11 protein-coding genes are annotated in these 12,152 nt (G+C 37.4%); 8 read left to right on the forward strand and 3 right to left on the reverse strand.

Translation table 11 applies throughout. The features are described 5' to 3' along the window. Positions 1-490 precede the first annotated feature (490 nt). Positions 491-1,780 (reverse strand): APC family permease, encoded by a 1,290-nt coding sequence (locus ACR2MV_RS08425; RefSeq protein WP_434021466.1) that lies wholly within the window; start codon positions 1,778-1,780, stop codon positions 491-493. A gap of 337 nt (positions 1,781-2,117) precedes the next feature. Between ACR2MV_RS08425 and ACR2MV_RS08430 the strand changes: the two genes are divergently transcribed. The 3 genes from ACR2MV_RS08430 to ACR2MV_RS08440 all read left to right on the forward strand — a co-directional run bounded on the left by ACR2MV_RS08430 (position 2,118) and on the right by ACR2MV_RS08440 (position 5,862). Then, entirely contained in the window at positions 2,118-3,551 is a 1,434-nt protein-coding gene (locus ACR2MV_RS08430) for a DUF1254 domain-containing protein (RefSeq protein WP_434021467.1), read from the forward strand. A gap of 129 nt (positions 3,552-3,680) precedes the next feature. Continuing rightward, on the forward strand, positions 3,681-5,672 hold the full coding sequence (locus tag ACR2MV_RS08435; protein WP_434021468.1) for an alkyl/aryl-sulfatase: 1,992 nt from the start codon (positions 3,681-3,683) through the stop codon (positions 5,670-5,672). A gap of 40 nt (positions 5,673-5,712) precedes the next feature. Further along, complete coding sequence (locus tag ACR2MV_RS08440) at positions 5,713-5,862, forward strand: hypothetical protein (RefSeq protein WP_434021469.1); 150 nt, start codon at positions 5,713-5,715, stop codon at positions 5,860-5,862. A gap of 113 nt (positions 5,863-5,975) precedes the next feature. On the opposite strand, the gene ACR2MV_RS08445 is transcribed toward ACR2MV_RS08440, so the two are convergent. Beyond that, positions 5,976-6,497 carry a hypothetical protein gene (locus ACR2MV_RS08445; RefSeq protein WP_434021470.1) on the reverse strand — a complete coding sequence of 174 codons (522 nt, stop codon included), beginning with the start codon at positions 6,495-6,497 and terminating at the stop codon, positions 5,976-5,978. Between the two features lie 224 nt (positions 6,498-6,721). On the opposite strand from ACR2MV_RS08445, the gene ACR2MV_RS08450 reads away from it, so the two are divergent. After that, positions 6,722-7,243 carry a hypothetical protein gene (locus ACR2MV_RS08450; RefSeq protein WP_434021471.1) on the forward strand — a complete coding sequence of 174 codons (522 nt, stop codon included), beginning with the start codon at positions 6,722-6,724 and terminating at the stop codon, positions 7,241-7,243. A 176-nt stretch (positions 7,244-7,419) separates the two neighbouring features. Here ACR2MV_RS08450 and ACR2MV_RS08455 read toward each other — a convergent pair whose 3' ends face one another. Continuing rightward, positions 7,420-7,956: a hypothetical protein gene (locus tag ACR2MV_RS08455; protein WP_434021472.1), complete on the reverse strand. Its 537-nt coding sequence runs from the start codon at positions 7,954-7,956 to the stop codon at positions 7,420-7,422. Positions 7,957-8,620: 664 nt separating this feature from the next. Here ACR2MV_RS08455 and ACR2MV_RS08460 point away from each other — a divergent pair. From ACR2MV_RS08460 to ACR2MV_RS08475, 4 genes are all read left to right on the forward strand, one after another. Continuing rightward, entirely contained in the window at positions 8,621-9,763 is a 1,143-nt protein-coding gene (locus ACR2MV_RS08460; protein WP_434021473.1) for a hypothetical protein, read from the forward strand. 147 nt (positions 9,764-9,910) lie between these two features. Then, positions 9,911-10,084 carry a hypothetical protein gene (locus ACR2MV_RS08465; protein WP_434021474.1) on the forward strand — a complete coding sequence of 58 codons (174 nt, stop codon included), beginning with the start codon at positions 9,911-9,913 and terminating at the stop codon, positions 10,082-10,084. A 22-nt stretch (positions 10,085-10,106) separates the two neighbouring features. Further along, complete coding sequence (locus ACR2MV_RS08470; RefSeq protein ID WP_434021475.1) at positions 10,107-11,678, forward strand: Gfo/Idh/MocA family oxidoreductase; 1,572 nt, start codon at positions 10,107-10,109, stop codon at positions 11,676-11,678. A gap of 61 nt (positions 11,679-11,739) precedes the next feature. Continuing rightward, positions 11,740-12,152 (forward strand): twin-arginine translocation signal domain-containing protein (locus tag ACR2MV_RS08475; protein ID WP_434021476.1); only part of this gene is annotated, 413 nt, incomplete at its 3' end.

The following is a 12,152-nucleotide window of genomic DNA, read 5'->3' on the forward strand; positions in this document are numbered from 1 at the left end:
GATTCCAGAATAGTGTCATCCTCGTTGCAGGAGGTAAATGTAAATAAGAGAAAAAGTGGTACGAAAAATAATAATTTTGTTTTCATAATTTTAGTTTTAAAGGTTGTTAATAATGAAAAGGTTCTTGCTTTTTTACCGTTCGCTTGAAGTTGGAACCTTTTCCGTAAATTAATTTTTGTATAACAAATATATGAAAAAATTAGACAAAATAGCATGAAATCAACAAAATGTCTAATGTGAATAAAAAAAAATTAAACAAAAATTGTAATGACTGTAGTTTTTTGAAATAGCATTTTCTCTTTTTCTCCACCCCATTTTGGAACAGTTGAGGTTTTTTATCGAAATGGATCAATTCATGTTCAAGCCGATGAGCAAGTACTCAATCATCAGCAGATGCTGTTATAACATTAAGAGAGACTATTACCGAATTAGAAATTTATTTTGCGATATGATTGAAGATTCATTTGAACTGTCAAATCCTTCTATAGGCTTAACTGGATTGATCCTGGATTTTCCTTTGTTTATTGAGATAAAAGCGCTCAAATAGAAAACAGCCGATTAAAATGGAGCCAAGTGCTAACAGGATAAAATAGGATTTTTGATCAATTAAGTAATTGAGAAATAAAAGGATGGTTCCAGCATTTAAAATAATAGCACTAAGCAGTAAAGAAGTAGAAACACCAGTTTTCTTTTTGATTCTGTAATGCCCAACATGTACAACAAAAGTAACAATGAGTGTAACGATTGAACCTAAAGCAGCGATTGACTCTAAGTTCATATAATTTGCCATTATTAGCACCATAAACCCAATAATTAACAGGCCGACAGTTCCTTGCTTCCAGAGTAATTTGATAAACAATTTTGATAATTCACCTTCCTGGGCTTCCTTTTCGCTCATTTTGAGGGTGGAAAAAAGGTTGGCATTAAGTGAGGATGAGGTTGACAATAAGGCTGCAACGGAAATGATCGTGAATCCCAAGACACCAAAGACAGGCATCGCCGCTTGTGCAAGTGCCGTTTCTTTGTATTTAATGATATCCGCCACAGAAAGAGAGCCGAAAACTACGAAGGACAAACCAACATAGAGTAAAATGGTAAATCCTATAGCTAAAAATATAGCTTTTGGAAGTTGCTCTTTCGGTTTGGACATGTCGGCAGCCGTATTTGTTATTACTGCAAAACCCGTATAGGCAAAATAAGTGATGGCTAAACTTCCTAAAATGCTATTGGAAGCAGGATAGGATGATGGAGCAAAATTTTGCCATTCAATAAACTGCATACTTGCAATCATAAAAAGAAACAAAATGGATAGTTTAGCAATGACTATATAGGTTTCAGCATTACTTACAGCCTTACTTCCAATAAAATTTAATCCAACAAACACTACAAGAACAGCACTGGTTAGTGTATTTTGAAGCCATTGAGGGCAAGGATCTATAATCAGGTTTCCTGCATAACTCCCAAAGGTCTTAGATACCATGGCCATGGAAATCACACTTGCTAATAAAAACAAAACAGAAAAAGTACCTGAATAGGCATTTCTTCCCAGACCTTGTTGTAAATATTCAATAACGCCTCCTGATGAAGGAAAGGTAGCTCCTAGTTTAGAGTATGAATAGCCTGAGGACAAGGCGACAACCCCACCCAGAAAGAAAGATAAATAAGTGGCTGTACCAGCGATGGCACCAGCCTGCCCCAATAAGGCAAAGATTCCAGCACCCACCATAGAGCCCACTCCTAATGCCGCCGCGCCAAAAACAGATATATTTCCTTTTTTCATGCTTGGTTTTTTTCGAATCCTGTTTTAGATCAGGATATTTGTTCTAAGATAATTAATTTTAAGGTGCAGCTCAATGGACATTTACATATTTATTTATGAGATTTATTAAGTGCTTAATAGTATGGGAAGAATGACTTTGCTATGGAGGCCAAATAAGGTGTGGAGGAAATAATTTATCTAAATGACCTGCATTGTAATCTCAAAAAGTACTTTTCACTTCGTTCGTTTTTTTAGTATCTTAAACATTTCATTCAATTTCGTTTAGCTTCCGATTTTCAATGGAAGAGTTTAAATTTTCTTTTGCACAACTTATTTTTCAAATGTAAAACTCCAAATGATGAAGAATGTTTTTTTTAAAATAATGGTTTTAATAATTGTTGGATTTGTTTTTGCCTGCAAAGAAAAACAAGAATCACAAAAAGAGCCTGAACTTCATTCTAAAGATTCAAATATGACTGATATTTCATTACTGAAAGAAGCATACCTGTATGGATATCCAATACTTACGATGTATTATACCCAAGAGGTTTGTACTAATGTAGAAGCGAATAATGGAACTGGAAGAGCACCTTTAAATCAATGGGGAGGGATGCATGAGTTTCCAAAAGCTGGATTCACTGCTGTTGTTAGACCAAATACCGATACATATTATAGCCTTGTTTATGCAGATTTGTCAAAAGGACCATTATACCTTTATATTCCTGCAACCAAACGATATTATTTAATCCCTATCCTCAATGCTTTTGGTGATGTTGTGGCCTCTGTCGGATCAAGAACTACTGGTCAGGATGAAATGCATATTGCCTTTGTGGGACCAGCATATGATCAGGATATTCCGGATCACTTGACAGTTATTCGGTCAAATACAAGTTTAAATTGGGTTTTGGGCAGGGTAGCTGTAAAGAATAATGAAGACGGTAAAAAAGAAGTTGCCAACTTTCAAAGTGGATTGATTTGTCGCCCATTAAAAGATATGAACGTCCCAAATTATAAAGCACCTAAAGGGAAAGTAGATTCAGGTAAAAACGGGATTCCAATGGACGTTGTGGACGGTATGGATATTACGACTTATTTTAATGAAATGATGGCGTTGATGGTAACGAACCCACCCACAAAAGCTGATGAGCCATTCATGAGAAAACTAAAGACCTTGGGGATCGTTCCCGGGGGGACTTTTGATATGGATCAATTTAGCGAAGACCAACAATCTGAAATTAGAGAAATTCCTGATTTCATTCAGAAACAATTTGCTGAAACTACTGCCAGGCCCAAACCGGGCGTCATGCAAAACGGTTGGACGGTAAATACGAGTGGTTTAGGAAACTACGGAACTGATTATGCGTTAAGAGCCTATGTCACCAAAATTGGATTTGGTGCCAATACTCCTGAAGATGCTATTTACCCGAACGCTGCCGTTGATGTAAATGGGGAAAAATTCAATGGTACTAACAAATACATATTACATTTTGATGCCGACAAGCTTCCTCCCGTTAAAGGATTTTGGTCTGTAACAATGTATGACAAAAACGGGTTTTTGGTTGATAACTCAATTGAACGATATGAACTGGGTAGTATGAAAGATATGATTTATAATGAGGATGGGTCTTTGGATATTTATATTCAGTCTGAAGCGCCTGAAGGTCGAGAAGCGAATTGGCTTCCTTCTACAGTCGCAGGTCAAGACTTTGAACTTACGTTTAGGATGTATTGGCCCGACGAATCAGTGATTAACAGAACTTGGCAGATGCCTGGTGTTCAAAAAGTAAAATGACATTGAGCCCGACTAGGGCAATAGTTTAACATTATTTCTTTAAAAGGCTAATGGTCTATATCCTGGATGATTTTTTTACATCATGCAAGAAAATCGTATTTTTAGATAATCATATAATATTTCCTCCCCATGACAAAATTCATTAGTGCTGCTATTCTTATCTTTCTGGTAGCGTGTACACAAAAACAACCTGAAAATTATGAGTTTACTACTGGGAAAAAGGATGCCAGTAGTCATACCTCAAAGAAAAACAGAAAACTATACAAAAAATATCCATTTAAGGATTCGATAAGTTTTAAAAGTGCTACCAGAGGATTGATTGAAGTTTTGCCTGAAAATGGAAAGGTGGTGCTAAAAGATGGAACGCTGGTCTGGGATTTAAAAGGGTATACAGACTTTATTATGCAGGGGTCCGAATCGCCTGAGACAGTAAATCCTAGTTTATGGAGGCAGAGTCAATTGTTAATGATCAATGGGCTTTTTGAAGTAGTTCCTGGAGTGTATCAGGTGAGAGGTCAGGATTTGTCAAATGTTACCTTTGTAGAAGGAAAGAAAGGGGTGACTGTTTACGATCCATTGATAAGCGCTGAAACTGCTGCAAAAGCATTAGAGCTCTACAGGAAACATCGTGGAGACAGACCAGTGATTGCCATTGTATACAGCCATTCCCACATCGATCATTTTGCCGGGGTAAGAGGAATTGTACATCAAGATGATATTGACTCGGGAAAAGTTAAAATATATGCACCATCAGGGTTTTTAGACAATGCCATAAAAGAAAATGTCTTTGCGGGAAATGCGATGACAAGAAGGTCTTATTATATGTATGGAAATTCCTTGAAACCAGAAGCGAAAGGACAGGTAGGAGCGGGATTAGGGATTACCACATCTACAGGAACCGTAACCTTGATTCCACCTACAAATGAGATATTAAAGTCAGGCGAAGTACACGTTATTGACGGATTGACTTATGAGTTCATAATGGCGCCCGGATCTGAAGCACCTTCAGAAATGATGTGGTATATCGATGAGTATAAATTAATATCAACGGCAGAAGATGCTGTTCATACCATGCATAATTTATATACGTTGAGAGGAGCAAAAACCAGGGATGCCTCCTTATGGCCCATTTATTTAAACGAAGTTTTGAAAAAATGGGGTACAAAAGGGGAAGTTTCCATCGGCATGCACCATTGGCCGGTATGGGGACAAGCGGAATTGAATGATCATATTGAACGTCAAAGGGATGTTTATAAGTTTATGCATGACCAAACGTTGCACTATGCGAATTTGGGATATACCATCAATGAAATAAATGATTTGGTCGAATTTCCAGAAGCATTGATTAACAATTGGGGAAGCCATGGTTATTATGGCAGTAAAAGTCATAATGTTCGTGCTGTCTATAATTATTACCTCGGTTATTTTGACGGCAATCCTGCGCATTTGGATCCGCTGTCTCCTGAAGCAGTTGGGAAAAAATATGTTGAAGCCATAGGCGGAGAAAACAAGGTTGTTCTTTTAGCTCAACAGGCCTTTGATGACGGTGATTACCGTTGGGCAGCAGAGTTGCTCAATCACCTTGTGTTTTCTAGCCCTAAAAATAAGAAGGCCCGACTTTTACAAGCGGATATTTTGGAGCAAATGGGATACCAGGCTGAAAGCGGTCCCTGGAGAAATTTTTACTTGACGGGGGCCAAGGAATTACGCCTCGGAATCGAAAAAAATGTAACTGGCGGAACATCTTCGGTAGATATGATTAGCAATATGTCTTTAGACTTATTGTTTGGATATATGGGCATCCAGCTGGATGCGGAAAAGGCTAAAGGAAAAAAAATTACCGTGAATTATGTTTTCCCGGATATCGATCAAGAATACACCATTTTTCTTGAAAACTCGGTATTGAATTACTGGTCAGATTATCAGGATCCTGATGCTGATGCCACCATAACCGTGAATAAATCTGATATGAATAGAATCATATCGGGAAGTTTAGATGCAAAAACAGCTATGAGCAATGGCGTAATTAAGTTTGAAGGAAGTAAGCTTGACTATTATGAACTGAATAAATGTTTGACAGACTTTAGTGAGTTTCAATGGTTTAATATTGTGACTCCCTAATGTTTTTGATATAAAAAAAAAGAGTTCTTATATTTTTTTAATGAGTTCGATTTGTATCAATGGTCAGGATGCCATGCTTACTTCTCGCTTACAAAAGGAAGACAAACTGAATAAGTTTATGATGTTCGGACAATTGGCCCAGCCTGAATATACTGTTGTGGTTCTTGGTAAACAGAACACCTTGTGCTGAGTTGCTTGCCTTGGAATGAACGAATCAAGCTGCTTTTTCATGCGCTACTGCAGGGCTTGAGCCGATATTTTATGATGATTTGATTGGAATTTTCAATCTTCACAATCATAAGGTCAATTGGCCAGATATTTGTTTAAATCAGGCTTGAATCTGTTATAGTTTTCTTGCGTTGCATTTAGGGTAAATTTCTTTTTAATAGAACCGATTACTGAACCTGTGGCAGCGCCCAGAATACCGAGTGTAATCGCTCCACCGGTTGCCTTTTCTTCGGCTGTGGAAGAAAATTGGAACCAGGTTTCTGCGGGAGGGTCGTCGCCGTCAGCAATTCCAGCGATAGCTCCTGTAAGTATACCCACTCCTGCTCCGATTCCAGCTCCCATGCCAATCGCTCCCTTCTTTCGAAATTTTAGTTTATGAATTTCCTTCACTGGAATTTCCATGGTTTTTGTTTCTTGCCAAAACTGAATTACAATTGAACTATCTTTTAGCTGTATCAATTGTCCTTTGTATTTTAAATTGGTTTGACTTATTTCAACCCAAGTTTTATAGGTCCGACCTTTCTTCTTTTGTGCATTTGTTACGTTTAAACTTGTTAAAAATAATAGCATTGTTATTAAAATAAGATGTGTTTTCATGTTGCAATAGTTTTAAATTATCCTAGGATTAAAGGTAATTGAGACCAAAAATTTGAATGTCTCAAAAAGCACTATTTGAATGAATTAGGACAAATTTTACTATGCGGGTCGCTAAGTGGGCATTATAAAATGTTTAATAAAATTAACAAAATATTAGACAAAATAACAATCGATAAAGACAACAATTGTGGTAAATTTGAGATAAAGATGTTTAAATGAATAAGATGCTGCATGTAACGATAACACTTCTGGGAATACTTTTCTTTATAACCTCAGGTTCCTTTGCAAAAAATACATCAGTTCTATTCGATGGAGACTCAATCGCTGGAATAATAAAAAGCGACAGTTTATTAAACTGGAATAAAGAATACCTAATAGCAGTTCATAATAAATCAACTCAGAAAGAATCTAAGTTCCTTTCAGGAATTATTTCAGAATGGGATATTACAAAAGCCCCTGATTTTGGTACAAAAGAAGACGATTATACCGCAGTCTTTATTACTACCAAAGGTCAGGCTGAAGTCATCTACAATTATGAAGGCCGAATCATCAATGTAAAGAAGCATTTAAAAAATATTATGCTTCCGGTGCATGTATATAAAACTGTTGCAAAGAAGTTTAAAGGATGGGACATTGTTCAAAACAAGTATAAACTATCATTTAAATCTGGTGCTGAAGTTTTAAAGACCTATGTAGTAACACTGGAAAAGGGCAGCAGGAAAAAAATTTTCCATTTAAAGATCTAAAAGATGCAACCAATTGAGGTTTATTTAGATGGTTGGTTTCGAATTTTTGAAAAATGGATTCGCGGGCTGAAATCTTCATTCCGAAAAGGAATGAAAACACCTTTATGAATGATTCATTTTAAAGCATAGAAAAACCGAATTAAAATGTAATTCGGTTTTTTACTGAGAGCGAATTTTTATGACTTTCGCTGAGGATAGCTTTCAATTTCACATGAACCAGATTCCGTAATGTCTCCAAAGACATTATAGGTTTTGGAATCATCGGATTTTACAGTGTTTATAGTGATGGCACCGTACACTTGTTGTGTCTGCCTGTTGATTTCCAGGCGTCCTTCTAAATTAATGGTTTCTGCATTAATAGTGGTCAACATGCCTCCAAATCTCTGAATGATAAAGTCATTGCTTTCAGTTGAGCTTAGCACACAGCTGTAAACGATGATCGTATTATCTGAGGAAACTTCCAGTTGCCCATATCTTCCTAATGCTCCGCTTATCAGAGAGTTATCTTGGATCAAATATGAAAAGTCATCAACTTCGGGGCAGGAAGCAGGACTCGTGCCATCGGATTGGAAAATACTCAGGGTGAATGTTTTTGAATCAGTGTATTGATTTGAATTAACGGCGTTATTTTCAATAGTAATAAAGTCGTCATCAGTATCATTAGAACAACTAAAGATTAAAATTAAGAACGAAAGTAGGATTGCTTTTTTCATGGTGTCAGATTTAAAAATTGGTTAATGTTAAACGTTGTGTTGAATTGCTCTTAACCAGTTTAAGGACTATAACACCTCTCCTTTTATGTAAAGTAATCTGAAATGAATTTGGAAAACGTATGATGTTGATCAATATCGATTTCAATTTGCATGAAAGGTTTTTCATTAGATGAGCTAAAGCCAAAAACCAAAAAAGTGCGGAATTTTCGAATAATCATAATTTAAGTTTTCATAATTAATGGATTTAGACCGGAAGGTATCTAACTATAGAATTGCCGGCAAATGAAGTAGGACGAACCCTACAACTTTTTGTCCAAACGTAGAGCAAAATTTACCGAATAAAGTGAGGCAAAGATTCCTATAGGAATTTGAAAGACAATAGTCGCCTACAATTTTTACCTTAAACTCGAGTGTCTGTTCCTTTTGTTAGGATCAAAATACAGGTAATTATGGCTATGCAGGTCGTTGAAATTAACCAAGGAAAAATTACAATATATAGAGGTTTAATTCGTTTTAATTTTTGAAAAAGAATATTATAAACTCTTGCTATGAGTTTTAAATTACTATTAAAAGGGTCGATAATTTTATAGACAGAATAGCTGTAGACTGGTTTTTCACTAGTGTATGCCTTAGGGACTATATCATTATTCTAAAAAAAATTGCTATGAAAAAGAAAAGTACAACAATCAAACAGAGTATTTTTAAATATCTATTAATTCTGCCATTATTCCTGCTTTCATTCTGTCAAAGTGAATTTGAAGAGCCAATTGGTGCTTCCGAAAATAAAGTGACGGTGGATGCAAAACTGCTTTCGCTCATGAAATCTGCGATCCAAAGTGATTCAGATCAAATCTTGACACAGAATAAAAGTGACTTATCCAAAGGGACCACCGATGATTCGGGCCAGTGTACTAATTTTTTGTACCCGATGACTTTTCAGGTTTATTCCGGAGATGATCCGATTCCAGTGGCAATAGAAATCAATTCAGATGAAGAATTAATTGCTTTTATAGAAGAATTTACCTTTGAAAATTCAGCGGGAGCTTTCACGCCTAATTATGAGATGTTCATTTATTTTCCAATTGTTTTATTGGATACAGATGGTAATGAAACGATTCTCAATAATTTAACGGAACTGGAGGGGACTTTAGAAATGGCGGTTCAGGCTTGTGAAAGTTTTAACGATGCCTCTGATGGTAGTTCAGATGACGGATCGGATGGTAGTTCAGATGACGGATCGGATGGAGAATCGAGTGATGCTTCAGATAGCGGTTCTGATGATGGTTCTGACGGTAGCTCAGGTGATGCCTCTGATGGTAGTTCAGATGACGGATCGGATGGAGGGTCAAGTGATGCTTCAGATAGCGGTTCTGATGATGGTTCTGACAGTAGCTCAGGTGATGGTTCTGATGATGGTTCCAGTGATGGATCAGAAGGAGGGTCAAGTGATGCTTCAAATAGCGGATCTGATGATGGTTCTGACGGTAGCTCAGGTGACGGTTCTGATGATGGTTCTGACAGTAGCTCAGGTGATGGATCGGATGATGGTTCCAGTGATGGGTCTGATGATGAATCCGAAGGTAGTTCTGAGGAAGGCTCAGAGGAAGAATCAGAAGATGATATTATCCTAGAAAGCAGCCAAGGTGGTGATGATGATGATGATGATAGCGGCTATAAATTCTGTGACAAGAATAATAAAAAAGTGTATATCTGTCATAAAGGCAAAACTATTTGTGTAAGTGTAAATGCTATATGGGGACATTTGCAACATCATGAAGAAGACTTCCTGGGGACCTGTGATGATTGATCAAAACCTATACGAACGAAATAAAAAAAAACTGCTGAAAGGCAGTTTTTTTTATGAATTGTATCAGCCACAAGTTCTTCATAAATAAGAATCTTTGGTTCAGAAGGGTCCTTTATGGATCATGTCTTTTTTAAAAATCAAATTTACATGATGATTGAAGAACAGCTGCCCTGGTCAATGCTTAGTTTGCAAAAAAGAGGGAGCTCAAGCTATCCAATTACATTTATTTTTGAAAAAGCACTTGAGTTTTTAAAGCAATGTTCTACCTTTAAGGATACCATAATCAGTTGTTTAGGATATTTTCTTCCTCCATTGATTTAAAAACTAACCAGACTTTACTATTATGAAAAAACATGCATCCTCATTTAAAACTCAATCCGCTAAAGAATCTTCAGAAACCAGTTTTAATGATGCTATCAGTCGAAGAAAATTTATTGAAGGAGCGGGAACAGCTGCCATGGGGTTTACTATTGTACCATCCAGTGTGCTCGGAGGAAAACATATTCCGCCAAGTGACAAAATAAATGTGGCCTATATTGGATTGGGTACTCAAGGACTGCGACAGTTATCAGATATTATTCAAATAGAGGATGTTCAAATCACCGCTGTTTGTGATCCACAAAGAAGAGCCATTAACTATTATGACTGGGGACCTACCTACCTGCGCGATCAGATGCGAGAATTAATAGGTAAGCCAAATTGGAACACTGGAGGTAACAATACGATTCCCGGAGGTTTGAATAATGGGAAAGAAATAGTTGATGCGTATTATGCCAAAACCGGGAAGAATTACAAGTCTAATCCATATACTGATTTTCGTGAATTGCTGGAGAAAGAAAAAGACCTTGATGCGATTCAGGTAATGACACCAGATCACCTTCATGGAGTAATTTGTGCTGCGGCCTTAAAGCGTGACATTGCGGTTTCGGTACATAAGCCCTTAGCGAATAGATTGATCGAGGGAAAGAAAGTATTTGATATGGCTCTTAGATCGAACGCAACAACCCATCTGCAACCATGGGATTCAAATGGTGGAGATATGCCGAAGGTAATGGAGTGGATACGTAATGGAGCTATAGGAGAATTAGAGGAAGTTCACAACTGGTCCTTCCGTCCGGTATGGCCTCAATATGCCAAAAAACCAACCGATAGTCCAAAACTACCCGAGGGTTTCGATTGGGACTTATGGCTGGGTCCCGAAGCAAACAGACCCTATCATCCTCATTATACAAACATGACCTTTAGAGGCTGGTATGACTTTGGAGGTGGCTCTATGGCGGATATGGGACATTATAGTTTATGGACCGTATTTGAACATTTAAAGCTGGGCAAGCCAACTATTATTGAGCCGAACTTTAATCATGTATGTGGCATCAGTGAGCAGGGAACTGCCTTTAAAATTAATAATGATTTTAGTTTTCCATACGCCAGTTCCATGCGTTTTAAATACCCTGCTGTTGATGATCGTCCAGCGATTGATCTGGTATGGTATGATGGCGGGATGCGTCCTCCGGTTCCAAAAGAATTTTATGAGCAAGGAGTTGAATTTCCATCTGAAGGAATCATGTTTAAAGGAAGTAAGGGAATTATCATGACCAGAAGTTTTCGCGCAACGGATCCGTATTTATTGGGTGGAGATATCAAGAAAACCGAAGAGGTTTCTGCTGCCGCCGGTTCCGTAAAGATGCCCGGTATACAACGATTTATTGAAGGAATAAAAAATGGAAAACAAATTGAAGGAGGTTTCCGTCAGGCCTGGCCAATAACTGAAGCAGTGAATTTATATGCAGTGGCGCTGCGTTCGCAAAAAACCTTGCATTACGATGCCGAAGCCATGAAGATTAAAAATAACGAAAAAGCCAATGAATACCTCAATAGAGAGTATCGTAAGGGTTGGGGACTGGATGAGGTTTAATGCGCTTCTCTGAAAGGCACAGGCATAAACATTTTATTATGAACGTTGAAACAAACCTACCATGACATCAAGAAGAAATTTTATAAAATCAACGGGGACTGCATTAGGTTCCGCAGCACTACTAAGTCAAGTACCTTTTGTATTATCGGGTTTTAAAAATACCCCGAAATCAATTGGCTTTCAGGTCTGGACACTTCGCGAACAGTTGTTCCAGGACTTCCCGGGAACGCTCAAAAAGATGGCCAATTTAGGTTATAGCGAGGTTGAAATGTGTTCTCCCTTAGGCTATAAAGGCACTTTCGATAGATTTGCCAAGTATAGTGGTACTGAATTAAAAAAGATTATTGAGGATCAGGGATTACAATGTTCGAGTTCGCATTATAATCTCAATGAATTACGAGATGATTTTGGAAAAACCATAGAATGGACCCATCAGATGGGGATCAGGCAAATGCCCTTGGCAGCATTTTGGTT

The organism is Lutimonas sp. (assembly GCF_051011215.1).
Lineage (GTDB): Bacteria > Bacteroidota > Bacteroidia > Flavobacteriales > Flavobacteriaceae > Lutimonas.